The 26118-nt window shown below is 45.7% G+C and carries 21 protein-coding genes and 1 riboswitch; of the genes, 6 read left to right on the forward strand and 15 right to left on the reverse strand.

What is annotated here, in order from left to right; all coding sequences use genetic code 11:
- The first annotated feature begins 19 nt into the window (after window positions 1–19).
- Window positions 20–213, forward strand: a riboswitch (FMN riboswitch).
- 149 nt (window positions 214–362) lie between these two features.
- The gene (gene ribB, locus EIZ48_RS06010) at window positions 363–1040 is read left to right on the forward strand and encodes a 3,4-dihydroxy-2-butanone-4-phosphate synthase (RefSeq protein WP_160649271.1); all 678 of its coding nucleotides are present in this window, start codon (window positions 363–365) and stop codon (window positions 1038–1040) included.
- Between the two features lie 442 nt (window positions 1041–1482).
- Here the strand turns inward: ribB and EIZ48_RS06015 are convergent, their stop codons facing one another.
- Together EIZ48_RS06015 and EIZ48_RS06020 are read right to left on the reverse strand one after the other, a co-directional pair.
- Entirely contained in the window at window positions 1483–2124 is a 642-nt protein-coding gene (locus EIZ48_RS06015) for a CatB-related O-acetyltransferase (protein ID WP_160649480.1), read from the reverse strand.
- 203 nt (window positions 2125–2327) lie between these two features.
- Window positions 2328–4085: a bifunctional metallophosphatase/5'-nucleotidase gene (locus EIZ48_RS06020; RefSeq protein WP_160649274.1), complete on the reverse strand. Its 1758-nt coding sequence runs from the start codon at window positions 4083–4085 to the stop codon at window positions 2328–2330.
- A gap of 262 nt (window positions 4086–4347) precedes the next feature.
- Here EIZ48_RS06020 and EIZ48_RS06025 point away from each other — a divergent pair, with 262 nt between their 5' ends.
- Window positions 4348–5286, forward strand: coding sequence for a YeeE/YedE thiosulfate transporter family protein (locus EIZ48_RS06025; protein WP_240152885.1), 939 nt, complete (start codon window positions 4348–4350; stop codon window positions 5284–5286).
- 43 nt (window positions 5287–5329) lie between these two features.
- On the opposite strand, the gene EIZ48_RS06030 is transcribed toward EIZ48_RS06025, so the two are convergent.
- On the reverse strand, window positions 5330–5725 hold the full coding sequence (locus EIZ48_RS06030; protein ID WP_160649276.1) for a VOC family protein: 396 nt from the start codon (window positions 5723–5725) through the stop codon (window positions 5330–5332).
- Window positions 5726–5957: 232 nt separating this feature from the next.
- Here EIZ48_RS06030 and EIZ48_RS06035 point away from each other — a divergent pair, with 232 nt between their 5' ends.
- On the forward strand, window positions 5958–7625 hold the full coding sequence (locus EIZ48_RS06035) for an ATP-dependent endonuclease (protein ID WP_160649278.1): 1668 nt from the start codon (window positions 5958–5960) through the stop codon (window positions 7623–7625).
- 153 nt (window positions 7626–7778) lie between these two features.
- Window positions 7779–8804 (forward strand): sensor domain-containing diguanylate cyclase, encoded by a 1026-nt coding sequence (locus EIZ48_RS06040; RefSeq protein ID WP_160649280.1) that lies wholly within the window; start codon window positions 7779–7781, stop codon window positions 8802–8804.
- 13 nt (window positions 8805–8817) lie between these two features.
- On the opposite strand, the gene EIZ48_RS06045 is transcribed toward EIZ48_RS06040, so the two are convergent.
- The 12 genes from EIZ48_RS06045 to rlmF all read right to left on the reverse strand — a co-directional run bounded on the left by EIZ48_RS06045 (window position 8818) and on the right by rlmF (window position 19512).
- Window positions 8818–9348 carry a DUF3833 domain-containing protein gene (locus tag EIZ48_RS06045; protein WP_160649282.1) on the reverse strand — a complete coding sequence of 177 codons (531 nt, stop codon included), beginning with the start codon at window positions 9346–9348 and terminating at the stop codon, window positions 8818–8820.
- Window positions 9349–9445: 97 nt separating this feature from the next.
- Complete coding sequence (locus tag EIZ48_RS06050; protein ID WP_160649284.1) at window positions 9446–9940, reverse strand: chalcone isomerase family protein; 495 nt, start codon at window positions 9938–9940, stop codon at window positions 9446–9448.
- Window positions 9937–10437, reverse strand: a complete 501-nt coding sequence (locus EIZ48_RS06055; RefSeq protein ID WP_160649285.1) for a DUF2878 domain-containing protein — start codon at window positions 10435–10437, stop codon at window positions 9937–9939. The genes EIZ48_RS06050 and EIZ48_RS06055 overlap by 4 nt, the downstream gene beginning before the upstream one ends.
- A 20-nt stretch (window positions 10438–10457) precedes the next feature.
- Complete coding sequence (locus EIZ48_RS06060; protein ID WP_160649287.1) at window positions 10458–11696, reverse strand: SAM-dependent methyltransferase; 1239 nt, start codon at window positions 11694–11696, stop codon at window positions 10458–10460.
- A gap of 10 nt (window positions 11697–11706) precedes the next feature.
- On the reverse strand, window positions 11707–12501 hold the full coding sequence (locus EIZ48_RS06065) for a DUF1365 domain-containing protein (protein WP_160649289.1): 795 nt from the start codon (window positions 12499–12501) through the stop codon (window positions 11707–11709).
- Window positions 12494–13834: an NAD(P)/FAD-dependent oxidoreductase gene (locus EIZ48_RS06070; protein WP_160649291.1), complete on the reverse strand. Its 1341-nt coding sequence runs from the start codon at window positions 13832–13834 to the stop codon at window positions 12494–12496. The genes EIZ48_RS06065 and EIZ48_RS06070 overlap by 8 nt, the downstream gene beginning before the upstream one ends.
- Complete coding sequence (locus EIZ48_RS06075; RefSeq protein ID WP_160649484.1) at window positions 13831–14562, reverse strand: SDR family NAD(P)-dependent oxidoreductase; 732 nt, start codon at window positions 14560–14562, stop codon at window positions 13831–13833. The genes EIZ48_RS06070 and EIZ48_RS06075 overlap by 4 nt, the downstream gene beginning before the upstream one ends.
- Window positions 14563–14564: 2 nt before the next feature.
- The gene (locus EIZ48_RS06080; RefSeq protein ID WP_160649293.1) at window positions 14565–14996 is read right to left on the reverse strand and encodes a nuclear transport factor 2 family protein; all 432 of its coding nucleotides are present in this window, start codon (window positions 14994–14996) and stop codon (window positions 14565–14567) included.
- A gap of 46 nt (window positions 14997–15042) precedes the next feature.
- Complete coding sequence (gene phrB / locus EIZ48_RS06085; RefSeq protein ID WP_160649295.1) at window positions 15043–16527, reverse strand: deoxyribodipyrimidine photo-lyase; 1485 nt, start codon at window positions 16525–16527, stop codon at window positions 15043–15045.
- A 31-nt stretch (window positions 16528–16558) separates the two neighbouring features.
- On the reverse strand, window positions 16559–17371 hold the full coding sequence (locus EIZ48_RS06090) for a MerR family transcriptional regulator (RefSeq protein WP_160649296.1): 813 nt from the start codon (window positions 17369–17371) through the stop codon (window positions 16559–16561).
- Complete coding sequence (locus EIZ48_RS06095) at window positions 17361–18308, reverse strand: YbgA family protein (RefSeq protein WP_160649298.1); 948 nt, start codon at window positions 18306–18308, stop codon at window positions 17361–17363. The genes EIZ48_RS06090 and EIZ48_RS06095 overlap by 11 nt, the downstream gene beginning before the upstream one ends.
- 199 nt (window positions 18309–18507) lie before the next feature.
- Window positions 18508–19512, reverse strand: a complete 1005-nt coding sequence (rlmF, locus tag EIZ48_RS06100) for a 23S rRNA (adenine(1618)-N(6))-methyltransferase RlmF (protein WP_160649300.1) — start codon at window positions 19510–19512, stop codon at window positions 18508–18510.
- A gap of 317 nt (window positions 19513–19829) precedes the next feature.
- Here rlmF and EIZ48_RS06105 point away from each other — a divergent pair, with 317 nt between their 5' ends.
- Both EIZ48_RS06105 and EIZ48_RS06110 read left to right on the forward strand, forming a co-directional pair.
- Window positions 19830–22580, forward strand: a complete 2751-nt coding sequence (locus tag EIZ48_RS06105; RefSeq protein ID WP_160649302.1) for an endo alpha-1,4 polygalactosaminidase — start codon at window positions 19830–19832, stop codon at window positions 22578–22580.
- 13 nt (window positions 22581–22593) lie between these two features.
- Entirely contained in the window at window positions 22594–26118 is a 3525-nt protein-coding gene (locus EIZ48_RS06110; protein WP_160649304.1) for a tetratricopeptide repeat protein, read from the forward strand.

Raw genomic sequence — 26118 nt, forward strand, 5'->3', positions numbered from 1 at the left:
TGATTTCCCTAAGATTTCTTCGAATTCTCAGGGCGGGGTGAAATTCCCCACCGGCGGTAGTTCAAACAGCAGAGTTTGCCATTTGAAAAGCCCGCGAGCGCTTAACTGGTTTGTTACGCAACCAACCTGTTAAGGTCAGCAGATCTGGTCCAGTACTTACTATAAGTATCAATCCAGAGCCGACGGTTATAGTCCGGATGAAAGAGAATCGGTGATGGCCTTTGGCCATAGGCTTTTACAATACAATTGCCGATGTAAGTTGGCTTTGTTATATCTTTCTGTAAAGCTATTTTAGCATTTGCTAAAACGCTGACTTTTCACGCCCTGATTCTGGTATCTTTTTTATTTGGAGTACTTTTACCATGAATCAGTCACTACTATCCCCTTTTGGTACGCCGTTCGAGCGTGTTGAAGCTGGTCTTGATGCAATCCGCAACGGTCGCGGCGTCCTTGTTGTTGACGATGAAGATCGTGAAAATGAAGGTGACATCATTTTCTCTGCCGAAACACTTACCACAGAACAGATGGCAATTATGATCCGTGAATGTTCAGGCATTGTTTGCCTCTGCCTGACAGAAGAGCGCGTCGAGCAACTTGAACTGCCAATGATGGTTGAAAACAATACCAGTGCAAACCAGACCGGATTCACTGTTACTATCGAAGCGGCCCACGGCGTTACGACAGGCGTATCTGCAGCCGATCGTGTAACGACAATTAAAGCGGCAATTGCAGACGGAGCAAAACCTGCCGATTTAAGCCGCCCTGGTCATGTATTCCCACTTAAAGCGAATCCTGAAGGTGTACTGGCGCGTCGTGGTCATACCGAAGCAACTATTGATTTGATGAGGCTTTCAGGCTTGAAGCCTTACGGTGTACTTTGTGAGCTCACTAATCCAGATGGCACAATGGCCCGCCTGCCGGAAGTGATTAAGTTTGGTGAGAAATTTGATATGCCTGTACTGACAATCGAAGATTTAGCCGCCTATAGACTAGCAAAGGAAGTCGCTAACTCTGAGCAGCCAGAGGCTATTACCGCTTGATAAGCGAGAAATGATACTAAAAAGCCGCGACCAAGCGCGGCTTTTTACCGATCAACGCATTCATTATATTCACAGTAGGTATATCCAAATAGTGTTAAACCCCAGCGGCTGGGATAAAATAAATCAACACAGACCAAGCTGAAATCCACCCAGTTACCATTGCTACATCGACCCAATCACGACTCATACCGCATCTCCACAATTACTTACCTGACTACCTTTTATCGTCATAGGCTTATAAGTCTTTAGTTTTTTTTTACATCTTTCTATTAATTTACTGAATTAATTTTAACCTGCTCCCAAATATATTCCCTCTATGAATAAATAAAAATCGGAGTGCCATTTTTATGACACTCCGGACGGTGGTTTTCAATATTTTGACGAAACTTAACGGCAATAAAGCGCAATTTCGCTGAAGTTATTACGTTAAGGTTCTGAGACTTTAATCTTGATCATAGTCTTTGATTGCCCTTTCAAGGGCAGTCAAATCAGAGCTGCATAAATAAGGCTTCAGGGAATCAAACTTATCTTCAGGCCAGCTGTAGATATCAAATTCCACCAATTTATCTATCACCTCACGGGAGAAACGATAGCGTATATGCTTTGCCGGATTGCCCCCGACAATGCTATATGGTTCGACGTTCTTGGTAACGACACTATTGGCGGCTATTACCGCTCCCTCACCTACTCTAACGCCAGGCATAATCATTGCCCGCATACCAATCCAGCAGCCGTCACCTATATGAGTATCACCTTTTCCGATATAGGATTCTTCAATATGGTCCATAAATGGATACAGTGAGAACCAATCAACCCGGTGGTTGTGGTTTCCTCCCATCAAAATAACAACTTCAGCCGCAATACACACATAGTCGCCGATATAGAGTTTATCGACCTCCCATTGTGTGGGCGCATCACGGGTTAGCTCATCACCGAGCAGGTAACGAACCACGGATTGTTCAAAACCATCGTCCCAATAATCACTGTAATAACTGTGACTCCCCTTAACGATGATATTTTTATTAGTGACAACGTCACTTAGTAGTTGAGTTTTTGTCCAAGTTTTATTTATCTGGTTTTTCATGGCATCGCCTTTATCAGTCAATCTGGCTGACTGTTTCATTATTTGCTCTGCGCCATGGAACGTTACGGAATTTGTACCAAACAAATCCCATCGTCTATGGCGATAATTCTACGTCCGGAAAATTATCGCCGCCTTGCTTACCCTTGGCTGATTAAGCAACGGGCTAAAAAGGATATATTGATTCATCTTGTTAATTCATTCTGTCAGGCGACAACCTGAGAACACTCGCATGGAATATAGGAAATCAGCGTTTCTGTCGGTGCTGCCAACATCCCCATTTCTATTGCATAGGTTGAGAAAGCATCTGCCATCGTTACGTTGAGTGTCACTGGCTCAGAAACACAGTCCAGCAACGCACTGTAGCCTTCTTTACCTGTAGCCGTATAACCAGAAGAAACTGAGGTATACACCACCTCGTCTTCAATATCGATCCAGCTTCCATCCTTGAACGTTTGCAGACTTTCAATACGCAACCCTGGTGACGAACAGCAACGATAAGTGAAACGTAAATGTGATGTATAAGGAAAGCTCCCACTCCCCGTACCTTCAACACCGTTATCAATGGCATTGTTAATCGCCCCTTCCAGGGCAGCCCTGATCTGTTTGCCTTTTACCTGATAGACCATCAGTTCTATGGCGAAAGGTAACAGTTTACCGGCAATGTCAGCCGACGTAATCGGTCCAGGGTTAAGCGAGGCTCTAACCCCACCAGCATTATGAATGGCAAAATCAACGTCATGGCCCAGTTGTCGTCCCTTCCAGACAAAGCTATCAACCACCAGCGGTGCTATCTGGCTTCCGCCTTTGTGATCGGGGATCCTGACATGGCGTAAAGGCTCCACCGCTTCTGCAATATGCTGTGTTTGCAACTGGCGTACATCAGGACGATAGTCTGTGTTGAGAATGTTCTCTATAAACGGGTCTTTGGCACAAAGACGAACATTTGCTTGTGCCTTCAGATACTGTTTGACCGCATCATGGCTATTTTCGTCAAGGTGCTCGCTTCGTGTTGCATCCACAGTAAACTGCCTTCCCAACAAGAGCTGATTTACCCCGCTCGCACTGGCGACAGTTCCATCAGGATTAAAATCGAGTTCAAGCTGTCCCAGTGCCAATGCATTACAACCAGCCTGCACCACACAGGTACCGTTTACCATTTTCGCATAGGAATCAGTGACACCGTAACCGACATTAGAAAAGTCGCCCTGCATTGTGTGGGTATGTCCGCCGATAATTGCACCAATTCCATCAACCTGAGAAGCAAGCTCGAGATCCCGGTCATAACCAAGATGACTTAGCAAAACGATTTTGTTGATCCCTTGCAATCTTATAGCCGCAACGGTTTTTTCAGCCACGCTCACAACATTCAGAAAAGAGGTATCAGGATCAGGATTGGCAATACCCGCCATATTTTCAATGGCCAATCCAAAAATCGCGACCGGTTCACCTTCAACATCTTTAACGATATAGCGGCCATGATCATTGGTATTATCAAATGAATAAACATTGTTCTTGCTGCGAAGCGGATTAGGCTTGGACTGGTTTTCATCCGCCAGGTCCCAGTTGGCAACCAACAGAGGAAAGTTAGCCTGATCCATGAAATCAGCAACAACCCCATTACCCATGTCTAACTCGTGGTTACCCAACGCCATGGCTTCTACACCAATTGCATTGAGCAATTTAGCATTTGCCAGGCCTTTATATAGAGAGAAAAACAATGTGCCCTGAAAACAGTCACCAGCATGAACAAACATAAACTCACGCCCTTTCAGGTGTGCCTGCATTTTGACATCCTTAACCGCTGACGACACGCGGGAGAACCCACCACAGCTTGCATACACCGACGTCTCCGCGTCCAGTACTTGCTCGGGCAAACTGAGTGATATCGAAGAGGGTTCAAAGTGCGAGTGTGTGTCGTTGATATGCGCGATTGTTAAGTTCGCTGAGCGGTGCTTTGTCATATAGGCTTATTGCTCTCCATTTCTTTCTTTTCTCTGGTATGAGCCACATCATAATACAATATGACTCAAATCACATAATTTCCTGATACATTCTTTTGCACAAACTAAGTTTGTGACATTTGACAAGGTGTATGAGAGTTCTGGCAGTACTTCATTCGATAAGCCTTACCCCCCCGTAGGCATTAATCCTCGGCGATTCAGCCCAAGCCTGACGTATTATAGTTAAAAGATAATCACTACAAATTTATGACAAGGCGATATCATGGTTGGTTATCTGTTACCTATATTTCTTGCCTGCATAGTCGGTATTCTTGCTCAGAAAACAGGCCTTTGTATGGTTAGAGGAGTTCAGGAACTACTTGCCAAACGTCCCGGATTTCTTGCCACAATTCTATGTTGCGGGTTCTGGTTCTGGCTCGTCACCCCCTACGATATTGAAGACAGTGTCAGCCTCGCAATGAACCGCCATTCCGTCAGCACACCTTTTATCTTGGGGGGATTACTGTTCGGGCTAGGCGCGGCCATCAATAAGGGCTGCTCTATATCCACCATCACCAAGCTATCCAAGGGCCATTACCATATGTTTTCTACAGTGGGCGGATGGCTCATCGGATGGTGTTTACTTGCCTCTATCCCAACAGAACTTAACTACTCACCGCTCGCACCAATAACAAGCCCCTCCGTTACTGTGATTGTGGTGTTATTTGTTCTTGTTGCGATCATCATGTTTAGGATACCGCCGCAACGAAGACCGATTCTTCTTGGCATCATATTATTTGGTGTTATTGCAAGTATTCTTACTTACCAGGTACCTGAATGGTCGCCCAGCCAGCTGTTCAAAGACATCTCTGCCGCCAGTATTCACGGGGAAACAGAGAAGTGGCCACCTCTGCAACGTTACCTAATACTTGTCGCGCTTATCTTTGGGATGAGCATTAGCGCTAAAAAGCGACTATCCGTCCATGAATTTGAGTTAAGGCCAAGCCAGATTATTGTTCACTTAATTGCAGGAATAATTATGGGCATTGGTGCTTCACTGGCGTTAGGTGGCAATGACTCGCAGTTACTCATCGCTCTGCCATCTTTCTCACCCGCAGGTGCCATTACTATCTTCTGTATGATTGCGGGGATCACTGGCGGAATATTGATCAGAAAAGCTATCCAGCATTTTACTGACAGAGCGACGGATACTGACCAGTAAAACTGGCGAAAGCCCTATCGCTCATCGTTACGCATATAGCTGTTTACTGGTAACGGCCATGGCGCTGCAGGAACTCAACTTTATAACCATCAGGATCCTGAACAAAAAAGAACTTCGCCAGTAATACACCGTCACGGAAGAATTCTTTTATCTCAGCAGGCTCATACCCAAACGCCTCTAGTTTCTCATGTTCTGCTTCCAAATCATCAACCGCAACTGCGATATGACCATACCCTGTACCATGAGTGTACGGCTCTTCTGTACCTTCATTCCAGGTCAGCTCGAGTTCCATATCGTTTTCTTCATTGCGAAGATAGACAAGGCTAAAGCCTTCAAAATCCAATCGCTCAGCAATATCAAGATCAAGCGCCTGCTTGTAGAATTTCAATGATTTATCAAGATCCACAACACGGATCATAGAGTGGATTATCTTAGCCATCTGACAACTCCAGAAAATACTTATCTTTATCAATTACACCTAAGCAGTTGATGGTTAAGTCAAATGCCGGCAAATTCAGTTTTCCGGACTATATCAATCTGGCTGAATAACAACAAGCTTTCAGTTTAAATCGGCGATTGAGTCTTTAAAATCAATGAGTTCTTACTATTCTGTGAGCTTGACACGCACATATACGACAAAGGTGCTGTACTCTAAATATTAGAGGTGAACTATGCAGCTAAACCGAATTGAAGTTTCTGGATTCAGAGGGATCAAACGCCTATCACTGACTTTTGACGAGTTAACAGTGCTTATCGGTGAAAACGCCTGGGGTAAGTCTTCATTGCTCGATGCGTTAAGTATCGCCCTCTCTCCGGATACCAAGTTTTATAATTTTAAGTTCTCAGATTTTCATGTCGACTACACGGCAGGTCATACCAAGATGACCCAGTTGCAGATCGTTCTTCATTGGCAGGAAGACTATCCGGGAGAATATAAGTTACGTAAATACAAGTGCTTTGCTCCCCTTTGGGTTGAAGGTAACGATGATATCAAACACCTCTACTATCAACTCGACAGCATTGTCAAAGACGACAAAATCATTAACCACCGTGCATTCCTCAATCAAAACGGTCAAGTTATAGATTGCGACGACAATGACAAGCTCGCTCGTCAACTGATGATTTTACATCCTATTGTCAGAATACGAGATGCACGCAGGCTGCATACTGAACCTGTCAGCAGCAATGGTAACGGGAATGGTCATAGCAACGGCGACAAAGAAAAGACTGAAAACGCGCGTATCCAACGGCGGCTTGAAAACACCTGCGAACGGCTTATGACCCGACCGGGACATGTTAGTCCTGAAGAGATAAAAAGCAGTATTAATGCGTTAAGAACTCTGGTCGATCATTATTTTGCTTTTACGCCACACAATCGCTCTAAAGATTTTAACCGCGCCCACTTTCCGGTCAAAGCTCAGTACGCCGTCAACCCGTTGGAACAACTCACCCAGCCACAGATGACCAAACAAGGTCGGCTGGTGCTAATGGGCTTACTCAATGCCTTTATCCGAGCAAGAGGACCGGTTGAACTGAAGCGTATTTCACGCCCTATAATGATCCTCGAAGATCCAGAAGGCCGACTTCACCCAACCATTCTGCACCAAGCCTGGTCATTCATTATGAATATGCCAATGCAGAAGATCCTGACGACCAATAGCCCGGATTTAACGAGTGTTGTGCCGTTACACACAATCAAAAAGCTGATTCGAGAACCGGACCGTACCCATGTCTATTCGATACTGCCAAAAAGGCTCAGCCGTGACGAAGAAAGACGGGTAACATTCCATGTTCGGCTTCATCGCCCCAATGCGCTGTTTGCCCGTGCCTGGTTGTTAGTCGAAGGGGAAACCGAAGTCTGGTTATTCAACGAATTTGCCCGTATCTGCGGTTATAACCTGGCCGCTGAAGGCGTACAAATTATTGAGTTTGCTCAGAGTGGATTAAAACCGCTCATTAAGGTAGCAAGAAGCCTGGGAATTGAGTGGCACCTCGTCGCTGACGGTGATCTGGCCGGTAAAAAGTATGCCGACACGGTCCGAAATTTATTGGGCACCGAAGCCGAACGCCACCGATTAACCGTGCTGCCAAACCGGGATATCGAACACTTCCTGTTTAACAATGGTTACGAGCCTTTATTCCGTCGTCTGGCAAACATCCCACATGATAGCCAGGTTCCGCCCAAAAAGATTATATTAAGGGCCCTTAAACGTCATGCTAAGCCGGATGTCGCACTTGCCATGGTTGAATATACTGACGAAGATAACATTGAAGAGATCCCGCTCCTGCTTAGGTGGATACTCAAACGGATTGTTGCGATGTCGCGGGGAGTCAGTTAATCCCTATCGATATAAATATTATGAAGTTCACACTTTCACAATAAATATCAAAACTTCGATACCGTAGCTTTGTTGCTCAGATGTTATTAGATAAAATTAAAAGATAACTATTAAAAGCATCTCTAATAAACAATCAGCCTGGAAGGAAGTATTTTGATTAACGAACTTCTTCACGCGCACAGAGCTTTCAACAAAATCCTAAGGATGCTCGCCCTGGGACAACAAAAAGAGGAAATGCTCGAGCAGTTGATCGATGTAACCGAGAACATCTACACAGATCGGTTAACATCCATTTTGCTGCTCAATCCAAAAACAGACACCCTGCACTGTGCATATGCGCCAAATTTACCTGAATTTTATAATAAGGCAATTGAGGGCATTCATATCGGTCCAAATGTCGGCTCATGCGGAGCTGCCGCTTACCATAAACAAAAAGTTATTACCGAGAATATCAACGAGCACAGTAACTGGACAAACTTCAAAGCCGTTGCCTCAAAGGCCAACCTGGCATCTTGCTGGTCAGTTCCAATAATGTCCTCTAAAAATAAATTATTAGGCACTTTTGCTACATACAGTGGCGAACCCGCAAGGCCCACCCCCTTCGAACTGGAAATTTTGGAAATGGCAGCCTCGGTTTGTGCTGTTACATTAGAGAAATACGAAATCGAAGAAGAACTCATGCAGTCTGCAACCTATGATTTTTTGACCAATGCCTACAACCGCCGGGCATTTTGTCAGAAGTTGCAACAAGAGATAGATGACTACAACAAGCATGATGACTACGTGGCGTTGTTCTATATCGACATCAACAACTTCAAGACAATCAATGATCAATATGGTCATGCATTTGGCGATTTGGTACTGGTAGAGACAACGAAACGTTTAAATAAACTCAGCTGTGACACAGGCGTTGTCGGGCGATTAGGCGGTGATGAATTTGCGCTATTATCAACATTTGAAAACAAAGACGAATTTAAGCGCCAGCACCTTCAACTGCAAAATGATATCGGAAGTGGCCTTACTATTGATGATGTAAACTGCTCGGCATCAATTGGCTACACCCTGGTCAAACGGTGTGACATCGACGAACACGATATTCAATCACTCTTATGCCATGCTGATTCTGACATGTATAAAGCAAAGCAAAGATTTAAACGTCAGCTTATTGCCAGTTGCTAACCTGAGCCAACTATTATTGCTTTTCAAAAAACAATGTCAGTGTCCCGACCCTAACTCCCCATTTGGTCATTGTGGCGATATTAAATACCCGCTTGTGATCTTGCCGGTACATCCAGTCATCAATACTAATATCATAAGTCGTATCATCGACCGGAATGCGGAGAACATATTGCCAATTAAGCGCATTACCCACTGACTTGCCTGTTGCCAGCCCAACGACGTCACCAGCCCGGCCTGAATAATGTCCATCACTTGTACGCGTGATCACCCAGGTTCGCTGCTGCTTTTCGCCGTCATCGAAAATAAAGTCTTCATCGAGCGTTAACGTATTGCCCTGTACACGTCCCTGAATCACCACTTCAAAACGTCTGGTCTGCTTTCCGTCTCTGTCCTGTAACATTCCCCAGGCCATGACAGTACCGTCAAAATACTCAAACAGGTTAAAATCAGGTTCTGTTCCCTGATATTCATCAATCGATAGAGAGCATCCAGGAAGCAATAATACAATGGCCGCCATGACCAGCCCTTTCAACGTAAGTAACATATGCCTCTCCGCGTCTTCATACCTTCTCCAAGCTTACTTCCTAAGGCTGTTCTTTATGACTGTGTTCATCTCTGCCTTATGTTTGCAACTAATAAACCTAGGCTTGCCCAATCAGTTGACGACGAATATCCGGATAGGAAGTCCTTGGTGATAGCCAGATATGAAGAAACGACATTGACATTTCTTGGTCTGTCAGAACTCCAATTTGACGGTTATCCTGATAGAAAACACCTCCAGCTTGCTCAATGACAAAAATCAACCTGTCCCCCTTTTGTACATCCGGCCAGATTTCAGCCAAACGTGATAACCATGCCTGACGCTTGGAGACAGGGATCCCCAGATGCTTCCACTGTTTATCGGTGGCTTCCAGCAGATCCTCTTTATCAACGTTACGCTGATACTTGATCACTAAGGCAAGATCTTCAGTATCGTTGCGATAAATTCCCGTTGGCGTTCTCAGTTCGGAATCATAAATCACCCACGGTCCCCATTTTAGCCGAGCATCCCCGACAGTTGGCCAGCTTTGCCACGGTGTCTTGGCTGTTGCCGTCATTGCGGCCAACAGGAAAGTCAAAGCTATTACTACCTTCATACACCCTCCAACTGTTGCCTGTTACATCTATTGAGAAGTGCTAATACCAATACCGAAAAACATAACCAGCACACCAAAATACAGATAAGGGTAATTTCGATGCCTAACGGCCACATTACGGCCCCGAATCGGTAACCGGCAAAATAGCTCATGGTCCCGCCTATACCGCCCAGCATCACTATGATGTATGGCGAGTTAGCCACTATGGTCTGGCGCATTATCCAGACGAAGGATCCAAAACCGAGCCAAAGCAACACTAACCAAACTGGAAACGCATTGGCTGCAAACATGTAGAGACCCATCCAACTGAGCATCAAGTCCATCAGCACACCCGTTGCGCCCAACATCAGTCCAAACCACCACGTCCCCTGGTAACGCCACCAGCAGGCGAGCAACAACATAACCAGAAGCCAAACAAACTGTCCCTGACCTATCACCGCCAGAAACCAATAAACATTGAAGATCAAACCAATGATCAGTAATTGACGAGCAGGCATATAACCTCCAGTTTGAACGGCTATTCACGCCATCCCGAACGGCTGGCAACAAGCTGAACGGTACTGATACTGCGCTCTAAAAAGCCACCTTCGCAGTAGCAAAGATAAAACCGCCACATTCGGATGAATCTATTATCAAATCCTTGCTCTGTGAGCTTCTCGATACTGTCGTTAAAATTGTGATGCCAGTCTGCCAATGTCTTCGCATAGTCCATACCAATATCTTTAATATCGCGAATAATGAAATCACTATGTTCGGTCATTTGATTGGCGACTGTGGTCACTGACGGTAAGAAGCCTCCCGGAAAAATGTACTTCTGGATAAAGTCGACACCCTTGCTGTAGCTATCGTAGCGTTGGTCATTCATCGTAATCGCCTGAATAGCAAGCAAACCTTCGGGTTTCAGCAGCGACTGGCACTTTTTAATGTAGGTGGTCAGATACTCCTTACCGACAGCTTCTATCATTTCCACCGAGACAATCTTGTCATACTGGCCACTCAGTTCCCGGTAATCACTGAGCAACAGGGTTATTTGACCTGACAGCCCTTCCTGCTCGATTCGCTCCTTGGCCCATTGGTGCTGCGCATCGGAAATGGTCGTTGTTGTCACCTTACAGCCGTAGTACTTGGCCGCATGTATCGCTAACGCTCCCCATCCTGTACCTATTTCCAGCAGGTGGTCTGATTCAGTTAGATTCAACTTCCGGCAAAGCCTGTCCATCTTGTTGATCTGTGCCTGAAACAACTCCTGATGCTTGTCATCATAAATGGCCGCTGAATAAAGCATGTTCGGGTCTAAAAAGGTACGGTAGAAATTATTACCGAGATCATAATGGGCCAAAATATTTTGTTTGGCGGCTTCCTTGCTGTTGCGTCGGGTTCGGTGTACCCACTTATCTCTCAGCACACTCAGCCAGCTCATTTTTGCCTCAATCCGCTCCATGACTGGCAGGTTTTTAGCAATGACTCTAACAACTTGAGTCACATCGGGGGAATCCCACCAACCATCAATATAAGACTCACCAGCAGCAATACTGCCGCCAGACAATAACCGCTTATAGAACGCAGGATTTTGTACAATCAGCTGAGCCTGACAACTGGCCTGACGCTCTCCAAAAAAATACGTATCTCCACTCTGTTCGACGACGGTAAGCCCTGCGCCTTCTAGTAGTTCAAGTGCCTTGAAGATCACTTTGCGGGCAATATTCTCTGTTCCCGTCATCACCAACTCAGAACGACTTACATCACTTTTAAACATAATGAGCCCCTTATTTACTGTTCCACTCTTGATTTGACGGAATCTGTTTACTTGGCGAATGGTTGTAGAAAGGCGCACCTTTCAACCACAGTCGCAATGCCTGCCAATAAATACCAATCACTATTTTTATGGCTTGAACCGGTGTGGCGGTAATAAGTTGCCAGAGCACTTTTGTCGTAAAGGGTCGACGCTTCATTACCATGGTGGCATCCATGATGTTTTGGCCTCCATCACTTGAGCGAATATCTAAATGCACAACCAGTTGTTTTTCTGGAGCCTTGAGCCGCCAATGGTACTCCTGGCTCATCGGATTAAATGGCGAGACATGAAAAGCTTTAGGATTGTGATAGCTTGAGCCGGCTGGCACTGCGTAATAGTGCCTTTCGTTCCAAGGAGTGTTGCTTACCTCAGCCAATACCCAGCGCCAATTATCCTGTTCGTCGTAGAGGTAATACATATTCAGCGGACTGAAATACACGCCAGCATAACGCAGCTGACACAACATCATGACTCGTCCTTTGACTCGCTCACCCGTCAGGCTTTCAACCTTCGCAACCACAGCCTGTTTTAATGATTGAATATCGTTATCTGTAACTTGCTGCTCGGTGTTTGGAGCATTCATGAAATCCTGCGTTCTAAAACGGGCGAAATTCAATACGCTCTTACCAAACCCTTTCACAGTTTTTTGTAATTCTTCAAGCTCATCGAGATCTATCAAAGACATAAACATCGGGTAGCTAAAACTATGCTCTACCGGTGTGAACCGTCGATGCCTGACAGTGCCAACATACAGTCCGCTATTCATACCTTTCTCCCTCAACCTGCCAGGCTGCGGTATAAGAGCGGCTAGCCTGCAGTTTGTCTGTGGCTAACTCTGCGGCAAGTTTTGATATGCCATCTACCACATCTAGCGCGCTGTGTACTCCGTCTTCATGAAAGCCGTTATACCAATAGGCTCCGCAGTACCATGTGTTGTTAACACCGTTAATATCACTTCTTGCCTGCTGAGCCATCATGCTCGAAATGGTAAACACAGGATGAGCGTACGTAAACCGTCGGAGTATTTTTTCCGGAGATATCCGCTCTGTTTGGTTTAAGGTGACGCAAAACGTCTCAGGAGACACAATATTCTGAAGAATATTCATGTTGTAGGTTAGGCTGGCTAACTTATTGTCTCTTAGTTGCCCATTTTCGACGCTGGGACCAAGGTGATAATTCCAGGCAGCCCATGCTGCCCGAGATTGAGGGAGCATCTTGGTGTCGGTATGGAGCACAACTTCATTATCCTGATACTCCATGGCACCCAGCACCCGCTGCTCTTCAGCCGTGGCATCCCCCAACATCGATAACGCCTGATCACTGTGACTGGCAAATATCACCTGCTCATAAACTTCACGACTATGTTCGGTTTCGACGATGATTTTCCCTTGCTGACGAATTACTTTTCTAACCGGTTGGCTCAACAATATTTTATCCCTGAAAGGCACAATGAGTTTCTTAATATATTCTCGTGACCCTCCTGGGATAACGTACCACTGCGGGCGATTTGTCACTTCGAGAAGCCCGTGATTGCGGAAAAACCGAATAAAGAACGATAACGGAAACGCACGCATGTCTGACAAAGTCGAGGACCAGATAGCCGCTCCCATAGGCAAGATATAATTCTCGGCAAAATACTGACTGAAGTTGTGAAGCTGTAAAAACTCTCCCAGAGTACGGCTTGGCTCGTCACCCAAATCCACCGACATTGCCAACTTGTTAAACCGGAGAATGTCATAGATAAAGTATAAAAGCTTCGGATTAACCAAATTGCGCTTCTGAGCAAACATGGATGTCAGGCTATGGCCGTTATATTCCAGCCCGTTGCTATCATTGTGGATACTGAAGCTCATTTCTGTCGGATCACCACTAATACCAATTTCCGACAACAAACGCTCGAATCTCGGATAAGTACGATCATTGAAAACAATAAAACCAGTATCAATCGCGTAGTCTCCGCTGGCCACTGAAACATCAACCGTTGCAGTATGGCCCCCGATATAATCATTGGCTTCATAGACGGTAATATCGTGCTGACGATGCAGATGCCACGCACATGTTAATCCTGATATTCCAGTACCGATAATGGCTATTTTCATGATTGTTTTCCTGTCATTCGTTTAACCACAGCCAACTGAACCCGAGTCGGCAATAGCGCAATCGTTTTAAGAAATAAGCTGAATTTAAGTGGGAAATGAATTTCTGCTTTTCCGGCAGCAATCCCTTTTCGGATTGCTGCCGACGCATATTGCGTTGTCACCAGCATCGGCATAGCGAAATCATTTTTATCGGTTAACGGTGTTTTGACAAAACCGGGGCTGACCAATGTGACCTTGACGCCTTTATTCGCAAGATCAATTGCAAGCGTATTGGCGATATAGGCAACAGCCGCTTTCGATGCACCATATGCCTCAGCCCGGGGCAACGGAATATAAGATGCCGTTGAGCCAACAATTACCAGTTGGGTTTCTGCATCAAAACAATGCTGCAAAGCTTGAATACAATTGAGCAGTCCGTAGACATTGACATCAAAAACACGCCTGAATAGCTCGATATCAATTTGTCCGTGTTCAATATATTCACACGTACCAGCATTTAAAATGATCAGTTTCGGCACCTGCGGCAATGACGTCATAGCTTGGGTGACTTCATCCATATCGGTAACATCAAACTGAACAGGTTGAATATTTGCACTGTGCCGACAGAGTGAATCTAACCGCTGCTGCGATTGGCCGCAAGCATATACCTGGCAGCCATCTTCCGCGTAATCTATTGCAAGCTGTTCACCAATACCCGAACTTGCCCCGGTAATTAATACTTGTCCCATCATCACATGCTCACCTTTATCCGACGGATAACAGAGCCGAGAACCGGCACCCCCTCATAAACCATTTCGCCCATGTCGAAATAGTCCCGATGATAAATAACACGTTCATCTTTATACTCAAGCCGTGAACACCCCTGAACAGATCGTGGTTTTCCGCCCGCAATACGTGGATGGCTGAATGTCATTGTCCATTGAATATAGGCTTTGTTTTGTGATGATAAGGTGTCGTGTACTTCGAATTGACATTCGTTGACGGTCCGAAATAGCCGGGTGAAATAGTCATGTAAATTAGGCCAACCAACCATTTTGTGCGCAGGGTCTTCGAAGATCACATCAGAATGATAGAGTTCTTGAAGCTCAGTTAAATTATGCTTGGTAAGTTGATTATATGTTTCGACAAATTTAGCTGTCAAAACCCCTGACTGTTCAGCCATAGTTCACTCCTCAACATAATATATTTAATACCCAGCCCGGAACGGTTTATTGGGCTTCACCAATTAGAGTCTTGGCCGATTTAAATACTTCAATAGCTCTGAGCCTTGCACTTTTATGATCAACAATCGGCTTCGGATAATTCAAACTCTCCGCCTTGTCCCATAAAAACGGCTGATGAATATATTTATCTGGCACGTCTCGTAATTCATGTATCCAAGTACGGATAAAGCTACCATCTGGATCAAATCTTTCCCCCTGAACTGTCGGGTTAAACACCCTGAAATAGGGTTGGGCATCGGTGCCTGTCGAGGCAGCCCATTGCCAGCCGCCATTGTTTGAAGCCAAATCACCATCAATCAGCTGGGACATAAACCATTGTTCGCCAGCTTGCCAGTGAATGAGCAGATCTTTGGTCAGAAAACTGGCTGTAACCATCCTCAACCGATTGTGCATCCAGCCTGTCTGCCTGAGCTGTCTCATCGCTGCATCGACAATCGGATAGCCCGTCCTGCCTTGCTGCCAGGCACTCAGCATAGAGTCGGACTGCTGCCACATCACGTTGCGGGTCCAACCGAGAAAAGGTTGGTCCCGGCTTAATTTCGGCCAGGCTACAATTAAGTGACGATAGAACTCTCGCCAGATAATTTCATTTAACCAACAAAATGCGCCACTTTTCGAATCATCTAAACATTGCGGAAACTCAGCCAGCAATGCAGCCATACATTGACGAGCAGACAGTGCACCTATACTCAAATACGGTGACAAGCAACTGGTTCCATCTATGGCCGGAATATCCCTTTGCTGATGATAAACAACTGCTTTTTCTTCACAAAACGTGCGAAGCCGCTGCCTGATAGCTTCTTCATCGACTGGCCAGTGAATACTGTCTGCAGCCGGGTAAGTAAACGACATCACCGGCTCTGGTTGCACATCCAACATAAAACCATTTGCATGTCGCTTTTCAGGTTTAGGATAGACAGAAGGCACTTCAAAACGATAAACCTTTAGCCACTCACGCCTGAAGGGTGTGAATACCTTAAAAGGCTGATTATTTCTTGTCAGTACCTTCCCCGGCGTAATAATGCAGTCATCATCAAACGCGCTGAACCTGATATTGCGCTTATCTAACAACCTTGCGGTGAGTTCATCACGCTGACGCTCATTCCACTCATATTGCTGATTACAAAAAACATGACTGATATTGTGGGACACCGCCAAATCCGCAATTGCCTGCGCCTCTTTATCAAAGTAGTCTACCTCAACAACAACTAACGGAATACTGAGTTCGGCAAGTTGCTCCCTGAGTACATCAAGGCGGCGCCGAATAAAATCAACTTTCACCGGGGCAACATTATGCTCATGCCACTGCATTGGCGTTGAAATAAAGACTGCAAGTACATTGTTACTACAACGGGTTGCGGCCGCGAAAGCTGTATTATCGACCACCCTAAGATCTGAGCGAAACCATATTAAACTTGCACCTTCGGGAGTATCTGACGTCTCTTTCTTTTCTAATGATTGATTAACCATACTACAAACTCCCATTGATTATTTCGGGCCATTACGGCTGAGCTAACATATCCTGGTGTATCGTCCTGATACTGCCAACGAGTTCAACATGACACTGCGAATTCACAACCAACTTTTTTAATTGTTCCAGATTACTTACTGATATGCGCCTTTCACCAATCACGACCACTTTACTGACTTTCAATGCTTCCAATGCCGCTCCAAGGGAAGTTAACTTACCGTCTAACGAGCCAAGCACAGTGACGTTGTAACCCTCATCTGTTAGCTGCCATGCCTGCAACCACATGTGATAATCACCCGGCGTATCGAAGCTCAATAAATAACATAGGTTTGACGAACGCTTTTTGGCTTGAGTTATCAACGCAACACAGCGCTGCATCATGGCTGACTGCCACAGTGACATTTGAATGCTTGCCAACGGGTTCTCAGCTTTTTTTATCTCGCTTTCCACAGGACTGACGATATGCGTAACAAAGACTTCCAGTGGATACTCTTTCATTATCTGTATTAACAGCTTATCTAGCTTAGCACCATCACAATCAATCAGTGCCGATAATAATGAGTCGACAGATTTTTTATTTTCCGGTTGTTCACTTTCCTGTTCGGCATCTTGTACGCCTTCAATAAGAGGGCGCACTTTACCTATTGCGACCCCCTTATCCAACCAAGATAATATAAGACGTATCTTCTCAATATCTTGTTCAGAATATAAACGATGACCTTTTTCGGTTCTTTTCGGGTTTAACAAGCCATAACGTCTTTGCCACGCCCTCAGAGTTACCGAATTCACCCCCGTTATATCGGAGACTTCTTTTATTGCGTAATACTGTTGTTCACAATCCATAACGTAACTTCAACTCCTCAGGATATGGATTTAAAAATGTTTGTAGCTGTAAATACGGATCAGGATATTGCTTCAGGTAATGGTTAATAATTGCTAAAGGCACCAGTATTGGTTGGTTACCCTCACGATAACTCATTATCAGGTCGGCTAACTCTTGTTTTTGCTCCTTGGTTAATGAGCGTTTGAAATAACCTTGAAGATGCATTAATACATTGGTGTTATTTTTCTTGCTCGCCCTATTTTTTATGGCATCCATAAACTGCTGACGATATTCGATATAAAATTCCGCTAAATCCCACTCTTTTATTGAAGCCACCAACCGGCCAATTTCTTTGTAAGCTATCGGGCTATGCGCCATCAATACGAGCTTATAGCGTGAGTGAAATTTGACAAAGGCATCGTAGCTTAAGTTATCACCGATAGAATTATAAAAATCATTGAGCGAAAAAACACGAAATACAAAGTTTTCTCTCAGCACCGGATCTTGAAGGCGCCCATCTTCCTCCACGGGTAACCAGGGCATCTTGTCCATTAACTCTCGGGTGTATACCCCAACACTTCCACCGGGTACAGTGTTTCCGTTGGGTATGTGTAATTTGACCCTTTCCATGCCGCAGGTCGGTGACTTGGCACACACGACATAACCTCGCAAACCACCAAAATGGGGGATTTGCTGCTGCGCAAAATCTTGCATCTGAGAGGTAAAGTCGATGTCATTGTCTTTGCTATCCACCAAACGCTCATCGCCTGCTGGCAGTTGCAATAACCGAATCGCGCGTCTCGGAATCGTCATCCCAATGCCTACCTCAGGACAAACCGGCTTAAAATCAAAATACTTTGAAAGCTCATCGGCCGCAAAGCGGTTTTGCTTATGTCCGCCATCAAAGCGAACTTTTTGTCCGAGAACACATGCACTTATACCAACGGAAATAGTCATAGCCCCAACCTTGTACAAACCAGTAAACTTGTACAACTAAATCTAGCCTATGCTCTTAGGTTGTACAATATTTTTTTTTGTACATGTATAGATTCGGGCTTAGTTATATGATGAACAAAGAAAAAGCGGCCTTTGGCCGCTTTACTGTTCATGACTAATTCTAGAAACTTATTGAAGTGACGAGCTGAAAAGCGAACCTCTACTGCTCCCAACGCTGTTCACGCCAGGCTTGCTGCTGTTCATCATTCAAGAACGTCCACGCCACAACACGGGTAATTTTCTGGCCTTGTGCCATGTCTATGGTACGTACATCGACAGCACCTGCTTTCTTCAGGCTACGATAGATATCCGGCAGATTTTCTTTCTTCGACACTAACGTTGTAAACCAAAAACATTGAGCCTGATGGTCAACACTTTGCTTGATCATGCGCTTAATAAAGGCGGCCTCTCCTCCCGGGCACCAAAGCTCTGCCTTCTGGCCCCCAAAATTGAGAACAGGCTTCTTCCCTTTACCGGATTTTTGAAAGCTTTCCGTCCCCTTCTTTTGAGCATTGGCAGCAAGATTACGAACTTTGCGCTCACTGCCTGCGGTCGCTTCCGCCAATGAAGCGTGAAAAGGCGGATTGCACATCGTAAAATCAAAAACATCGTCTGCATTGATCATCCCGGTAAAGATATGGTCCGGATTTTTCTGCAAGCGACACTTAATTCCACCAGCCAACGTTGGATTAGACTCCACAATAAACTTCGCTGATTTAATTGAAAGCGGGTCAATATCAGCCCCGACGAAACGCCAGCCATAAACCCTATGCCCGACAATCGGATACGCACAATTCGCTCCGACTCCAACATCAAGGCCGGTTATGCGTTTCCCTTTGGGGATCTTGCCCTTGTTCGATTCAGCCAGCAAATCTGCAATATAGTGAAGATAGTCTGCTCGGCCGGGAATTGGCGGACACAAGTAACCCGCTGGAATATCCCAATGCTGAACCTGATAAAAATAACTTAACAATGCTTTATTCAGCATTTTGACTGCCTGAGGATCGGTAAAATCAACAGATAAGTCACCAAACTTGTTAGTTGCTACAAAGGGACTTAACGAAGGACAGCTCGCTATCAGGGCGTCAAAATCATAACGCTGACGGTGGGGGTTGCGAGGATGTAACCCTTTTTTGGTTACCTGAGTTTTCTTCTTTTGCGTCATTTAATTATCACTTTGCTTAATTAGCAGCTAAACAATACTGTTAACTGCAATTGATACACTGCATTTTACAGCATAAACCTTGTTGCAATAAGTCCACGGACAAACCATATAAAAAATATTTTCCAAGACACAAGCAAAACTAAACGCATACTCCGCGACAAAATGGTCAACAAATGGTCGATAAATGGTCAATTCACGCAAAGTTCGCTAAATATGAGACAAATTTGTAGAAAAAACATGTCTCAAATTTTACAGTGGAATTAACTGGCATAGCTGTGCAGTGCTATTTAGGCATTACAAGCAAAAGGAGTTGCATTATGCGTATATGGATCTTTGTGCTGTTCGTTTTGCCTTCTTTGGTGTCTGCACAGACACCTTCGTCAATCGCTTTTTATTACAACTCAATTGATTCCGTCAGGGAATTAATGAATTACGATCGTGTCGTTGTAACCGCGGACCTAATTACCCCAAAACAAATAGGGACATTACATAAAGCAAAAACGAAAGTTTTTGCCTATCTGAGTGTTGGGGAATTTGACGGTCAAATCTTACCCGACAACTTACGTACTTCCTCTCCTGCAAGAAATGAAAACTGGCAAAGTTATGCCATGGATTTAACCGATCCCCAATGGCAACTATATCTGACCCAAAAAGCTGAAGCTTATCTCTCTAAAGGGTTTGACGGTCTATTTCTCGATACTCTGGACAGCTATTACCTCTTTGCTAAAAGCGAGAAAAAACAATATCAGCAACAACAAGCTCTGGTTAGTATTATCGCCCGCCTGGATCAGTTAAAGGGCAAGCCTGAGTTGATCCTAAACCGTGGCTTTGAAATTATCGAGCAGCTACAGCATCCAGTTTCTGCCGTGCTCGCCGAGTCACTCTACAACAGCTACCACCCTGTCGATAATAGCTATAAGAAAGTCAAACCCTCTGATTCAGAATGGCTTACCGGCAAACTGAATCAAGTTAAAGCACGTGGCATCGAGGCGATTGTTATTGACTATATCCCGGCGAAAGACCGTGAAGCACAAATTGCAGCCGCGAAACGCTTGCTTAACGAAGACTATACGCCGTATGTCAGTGACGGAATGCTCTATGAGTTCGGCGTGAGTACAATCGAACCAGTGGCTAAGCGTATTCTCGGCTTTTTCGACAGCCAGTTCACTGACTTTTCGTCATCAGAGTGTCACCGGATGATCTCAATGCCTATCGAGTACATGGGTTACGTCCCTGAATGCAGGGATGTCCGGTCAACCAACATCGACAATATCGACCTAAGTCGCTACGCTGCCGTTTTGCTGTGGCTGGAAGAAGGTTCCTATCAAAGCAATGCCAAACTTCAGCAATGGCTTTTCCATACTATTGACGAACGCCCGGTCCTCTTTATCAAATCACTGCCTACGGATGAAACATTACGAGCCAAGCTCGGCATTACCGAAGCTGGTACACTTGAAGGCAAAGTCACTATCAGTCGTGGCAGAGAGTGGCTGGCCAATCGCTATCCTCCCACTTTCAGCGAATTTGAAGCTCATCCGCGTTGGGTTACCAAAAATGCCAGCATCGCTCCGCTCATTGAAGCAACCGATAAAAACGGCCATTCCTCAGGTCTCCTGTTCAAGGCTCCTTGGGGAGGCGCGGTTTTGGCCCCACTCCCTGTACTTAACCTGGCAAACAACACCGAAACATGGACAATTGATCCTTTCCGCCTAATCGACGAGACACTGGACCTTCCGGTTATTCCCGCCGCCGACGCCACGACGGAATCAGGCAGACGGATCATCACCAGCCATGTCGACGGTGACGGTTTCCCGTCCAAAGCCTGGTTCCCGGGAAAACCCTATACCGCAGAAGTATTGCTAAAGCATGTCTTTAATAAATACGACTTACCACAAACTGTTTCTGTAATTGAAGGCGAGGTTGGTAAACGCGGTTTATACCCTGACGAAAGTGAAGCCATGGAAGCTGTGGCCCGTGACATATTTGCATTACCAAATGTAGAGATTGCATCACATACTTTTAGCCATCCTTTTTTCTGGGATCAGACCAAGACATTTAAGAAAAAGCAGTATGGGGATCACCTGCCTATCCCCGGCTACACACTGGACTATCACAATGAGATCATCGGTAGTGTTGACTACATCAACAATAATCTCGCCCCCAAAGGGAAAAAAACAAAGCTGATACTGTGGTCAGGAAAAGCCGATCCCAAAGAAGATATTCTGACCATTGCTGAAAAAGCCAACCTGCTAAATGTTAACGGTGGTAATACCTATGTGGTAAAGGGAAATGACAACTATACCCAAGTCTCGCCCACTATTGCCTGGTATCCCTCGGCAGTCCAAGTCTATGCGCCGGTACTCAACGAAAATATATACACCAATCTCTGGACTGAACATCATGATGGTTACGGACGTGCCGTAGAAACATTCGAGTTACTTGGCAGTCCACGCCGACTGAAAACTATCGCTATCTACTACCACATGTACTCAGGCGCTTACCCAGCGTCGTTGAAAGGGCTTCTTAATGTCTATGACTGGGCAGTGAAGCAAAAGGCCACTCCCCTTTACCTCAGTGAATATGCCAAACGTGCTCGTACTCTGTATGAAACAGGCATAGCTAAAACCCTCGATGGCAATTGGCAAATCACCAGTTCAGGCGTTACAAGCATCCGCCTACCGGATTCAATGGGGTTTCCGGTTATCTCGAAGAGCAATATCGCAGGCTGGGACCAAGGGCCAGGAGGTAAGTTCCTGACTTTATCTGCGCCGCGCAGTGTAATTGTCATGGCTAACATTCAAAACCAAGGCGCCTATCTAAAAAATGCCAACGGCCAGCTTATACAATGGAAGAAAGATGGGAAAATCACGTACTGGACAATTAAGAGTCATACCCCGCTTGAGTTTGAAATCGCCAATGGCTCAGGGTGCAAACTCATCAGTAACTCGACACTAAAAGCAACTGTCATCGCGAATGGCGTGATCAGATATCGTGCATCAAAAGCAGGCACATTCACTGGCTCACTACACTGCAGTAGTCAATCTGCAACAACGAACAAGAACGACTAACGGTGAACTACGCATGGCAGTATTTTTAAAACGTCCCCACTCAGGTAAAAGGAAAAAGCCAAGAATACGCCTGGTCAACAAGCGAACCTTGGCAGTTCTTACGATTACCTCATTGTGGGCACTATGGTTGGTCTCGCCTAGCCAGAATATGCTGATCAAACTCGTTGCACGTTCTTCCTCACCCGATGTATCACTGGCCTTTTTACGTGAGCTCAATAGTCGGGAGCCAGACAACCGAGAAGTCATCAAACTGATGATCGAAACCTATATCCAGCTCGACCGCCGCAAAGAGGCGTTAGCATTGTCAGAAACCATCCTCACCGACGACGACGCCACCAGAGACTGGGATGCCTTTGCTGTCTACCTTCAGCTGTTACTGGATGTTTTTCATCAGAATGGCGCGAATAACGAAATAGAAAGCAGGATTAAGCGCATAATCAGTAGCACGGATTATGTTCCCGAGGCTGAACTGGCGCGTCAGTTTGCCGATGCTGCCATTGAACTCTCGATGCCGGAGAAAGGTTTGGCTCTATTGCTGCCACATCTACAGAGCGGCGAGACCAGCCACCAGGAACTGATCACTCTCGCACTACAGAACTCAGACTATGATAACTCGCTGAAGCTTCAACTGGATGCATTCAGGGAGTTCGAAAATCTCGACCAGGCAAAATCATTACTGGCACTGTTGGCCTCGTCTAATGAACCTGTATTAAGCAAACAATTTATTAGCAGCTATAACGGCAAGCTCAGCCAACAGCCTGACTTCTTGCGCATGACAATTGACCACTCCAGGCTAATGGGCAATTTCGACACCGCGCTGATGCAATCGAGAAAATTACTGGTCATCGAGCCTAACAACCAGCTAATGGCGAGCACGGTAGAGCTCGCTATCACCAATGGAGACCTGACTTTAGCAACCTCTCTTCAACAACAATTGGTAAGCAGTACAAACGCCTCTGTGCATATTGCCAAGCTACATGACCTTTATCGCTGGCAAGGCAATGTACCCAAAGCCTTTTCGCTAAGCAAAGAATTACTTAGCCGCTCGCCATCAGAAGTACAACTCAGAGCCGGCGTTGAAGAATCCCGTGCTCTCGGGGATATTTATCACGAAAGCGTTTTCTATAATCGGCTTGCCGCCAATAACCAAATCACCAGCAAGGAATATTCAAGCTGGCTGAATGCAATCGAAAAGGCTGAAGGCACCAATGCGGCCCTAAAGAGCATAAAACGGCTTTCTGCAATGCGTCCCAGGGATCCGGCTTTAGTCGTTCACACCGCGCGATTATACGACTATCAGAGTGACTATGCCCGGGTAATTAAGCAATGGAAGAAACTGCAGCGCTTGCGTAAACCAACGACGGCTGAAGCCCTGCGTTTTTCTAACGCCTACATCATGACCTATCAGCCTAAATTGGCATTGGCAGCCTTAACAGCCCCTGCTGACTGGCTGAACGCCGATGAGGATTACCTTGAAGCCGTTGCCACGCTAGCCTGGGAAACCAGCGTTCGCAAACTTGCACAACTTTCTCAAGACAGACTGTTAGTGCTGTCGAGCGACAACATAGACGTGTACCGCTATCTCAATACCAATTTACCCGTTCTGAACGAAAAAATAGACGAACTGGTGACCCTTTACACCAGTACAAACAATGAACAGCCGCTACTCGCCGCCATAAAGGCAGCGAAAGAAGCCAATGATCAAAACCAATTTATCCGTCTGCTTGAACTGGCCTCAAACGACCCGTCACTTGCCGATAATACGAATATCCAACTCTACCAGGCTCAGCTGGCGCTTGATGAAAACAACATAGAGAAAGCAAACACTCTGTTCAATGACATTCTTGAGCGGGAACCGAGCAATGTCAGTGCCATAGGCGGTTTGCTGTGGCTCGCCATTAACACTCAAGACAATGAGGCTATGGACAATCTATATAGTCGCTATAAATCAGCCCTTAAAGGTGAAAAAGACCTTTGGCTGGCTTTTGCCACCACGGCACAACTTCTCGGCCGTCCCAAAGAGGCAGAGCTGTGGTATCAACACCTGCTGGTGAATACAGAAAAACCCGATGTCTCCGTTATTATTAACTTTGCAGCCTTGCTCGAATTACAAGGGCGCTATGATACGGCTTATAAGCTTCGTCGTTATGTCGCGACAGAGCTCAGTGATTCATTGCTCAAACTAAAAGATGGCGATATTACCTATCGCTCGTTAGTTGCACTGTTTATGGGCGAGCAGTTTGCTTATGCCCAGGTCGCCGAAGCGGCTCTGGAACACCCCGACAACCGTAAGACTCAAGAGCTCTTTCAGTTTTTCCTTACACAAAATCGAGCCGACAACCTCCTGTTCTGGCATAAGAGAACTGCGCTCAAGCACTATCAGCTCCCTGACTGGCAACAGTTATCCCTCGCCATACAGAGCAAGAACAGAGATGAAATGGAAAGACTGCTCGCGGAATCAGTTAACCTGCCGGAAGCAGACAAAAACACGGCACTTCAGCTCACAGGTCAATATCAGAAAGCCTGGCAACATGGGCAGGAAAACCTTGGTCGTATGATAGACAAACCAGCAGAAAAGCAACTGAGACGGGTGCATGTCAATCAACATCCGGATAAAACACACAGTATTCGATCGCAGGTTACTCAGAACAGCCAATGGGATATCACCAAGTTCAGTCTGGATTACTTTACGCCGCACCATAACGGCAGCTGGTGGTTGGGAAGCGACTACCAAATCGCAGATGCTCCAGTCCAGTTTCAAGGTAATGACATCGACAATGAGACCAGACTCCGAGGCCAGTATCTGCACAAACAGTTAGATACTGCATTAAAGTTTAATCTTGATATAGCCGACGGTCTTGGTGACCAGCGACTAGGCGCATCTGTCACTTACCAAACTCCGCTGGACGCGTACTGGGCAGCCTCTTTCAAGCTGGGGCTTAATAATGCAATTGAAGCAAGCCAGCTGCTCACACTTTCTGGCCAGGATAATATTGCAGGTATGAGCCTAAACTACCAACCGACAGCACGTGAATCTGTTGCTTTCCAATTCAACCTGCATGATATCTCGACCCGATTTGATGATGAAATCGGCAAGGGCTGGGACCTTAACTTCCGCGTTTCTGAACAGTTTTTCTTTGCGGATCCGGCATGGCAAGTCTATGGCGATTACAGTATGCAGCGCGTTAATCTGAGCGATGATCCGCTTGACGGTGTCAATGAATGGCGCGAAGGAAGGTCGACATTAACCAGTGCAGATTTTATTGAAGACGAATATCAACGTGTCGCTATCGGTCAGCGCGTCTGGCATGGGAACCCGGGTCAGCCCGGAGCCATGGTTCCCTCTCCGAGATACTGGTTTGACAGCTCACTAGGTTACAACGTCACCACCAGCCGAGTTGATATGACAGTGAGCTCCGGCCTCGGTTGGCGCGTCGTCGGTAACGATGAGCTTTTCTTGTCCGTCGACTGGCAGAGCCAGGACAGAAATGGCGATGAGTCTATGAAGCTCTCGCTGGGATACTTTTACAGTTTTTAA

It is taken from the genome of Photobacterium alginatilyticum, assembly GCF_009910675.1.
Classification (GTDB): Bacteria; Pseudomonadota; Gammaproteobacteria; order Enterobacterales; family Vibrionaceae; genus Photobacterium; species Photobacterium alginatilyticum.

Excerpts from the sequence above, each read along its gene's own strand:
- EIZ48_RS06065 (WP_160649289.1), bottom strand. The coding sequence starts at position 12,501 with ATGAATAGCGGACTGTATGTTGGCACTGTCAGGCATCGACGGTTCACA.
- EIZ48_RS06070 (WP_160649291.1), bottom strand. The coding sequence starts at position 13,834 with ATGAAAATAGCCATTATCGGTACTGGAATATCAGGATTAACATGTGCG.
- EIZ48_RS06110 (WP_160649304.1), top strand. The coding sequence starts at position 22,594 with ATGGCAGTATTTTTAAAACGTCCCCACTCAGGTAAAAGGAAAAAGCCA.
- EIZ48_RS06090 (WP_160649296.1), bottom strand. The coding sequence starts at position 17,371 with ATGGATTGTGAACAACAGTATTACGCAATAAAAGAAGTCTCCGATATA.
- EIZ48_RS06075 (WP_160649484.1), bottom strand. The coding sequence starts at position 14,562 with ATGGGACAAGTATTAATTACCGGGGCAAGTTCGGGTATTGGTGAACAG.
- EIZ48_RS06055 (WP_160649285.1), bottom strand. The coding sequence starts at position 10,437 with ATGCCTGCTCGTCAATTACTGATCATTGGTTTGATCTTCAATGTTTAT.
- EIZ48_RS06060 (WP_160649287.1), bottom strand. The coding sequence starts at position 11,696 with ATGTTTAAAAGTGATGTAAGTCGTTCTGAGTTGGTGATGACGGGAACA.
- EIZ48_RS06045 (WP_160649282.1), bottom strand. The coding sequence starts at position 9,348 with ATGTTACTTACGTTGAAAGGGCTGGTCATGGCGGCCATTGTATTATTG.
- rlmF (WP_160649300.1), bottom strand. The coding sequence starts at position 19,512 with ATGACGCAAAAGAAGAAAACTCAGGTAACCAAAAAAGGGTTACATCCT.
- EIZ48_RS06015 (WP_160649480.1), bottom strand. The coding sequence starts at position 2,124 with ATGAAAAACCAGATAAATAAAACTTGGACAAAAACTCAACTACTAAGT.
- ribB (WP_160649271.1), top strand. The coding sequence starts at position 363 with ATGAATCAGTCACTACTATCCCCTTTTGGTACGCCGTTCGAGCGTGTT.
- EIZ48_RS06050 (WP_160649284.1), bottom strand. The coding sequence starts at position 9,940 with ATGAAGGTAGTAATAGCTTTGACTTTCCTGTTGGCCGCAATGACGGCA.
- EIZ48_RS06035 (WP_160649278.1), top strand. The coding sequence starts at position 5,958 with ATGCAGCTAAACCGAATTGAAGTTTCTGGATTCAGAGGGATCAAACGC.
- EIZ48_RS06025 (WP_240152885.1), top strand. The coding sequence starts at position 4,348 with ATGGTTGGTTATCTGTTACCTATATTTCTTGCCTGCATAGTCGGTATT.
- EIZ48_RS06080 (WP_160649293.1), bottom strand. The coding sequence starts at position 14,996 with ATGGCTGAACAGTCAGGGGTTTTGACAGCTAAATTTGTCGAAACATAT.
- phrB (WP_160649295.1), bottom strand. The coding sequence starts at position 16,527 with ATGGTTAATCAATCATTAGAAAAGAAAGAGACGTCAGATACTCCCGAA.
- EIZ48_RS06095 (WP_160649298.1), bottom strand. The coding sequence starts at position 18,308 with ATGACTATTTCCGTTGGTATAAGTGCATGTGTTCTCGGACAAAAAGTT.
- EIZ48_RS06030 (WP_160649276.1), bottom strand. The coding sequence starts at position 5,725 with ATGGCTAAGATAATCCACTCTATGATCCGTGTTGTGGATCTTGATAAA.
- EIZ48_RS06020 (WP_160649274.1), bottom strand. The coding sequence starts at position 4,085 with ATGACAAAGCACCGCTCAGCGAACTTAACAATCGCGCATATCAACGAC.
- EIZ48_RS06105 (WP_160649302.1), top strand. The coding sequence starts at position 19,830 with ATGCGTATATGGATCTTTGTGCTGTTCGTTTTGCCTTCTTTGGTGTCT.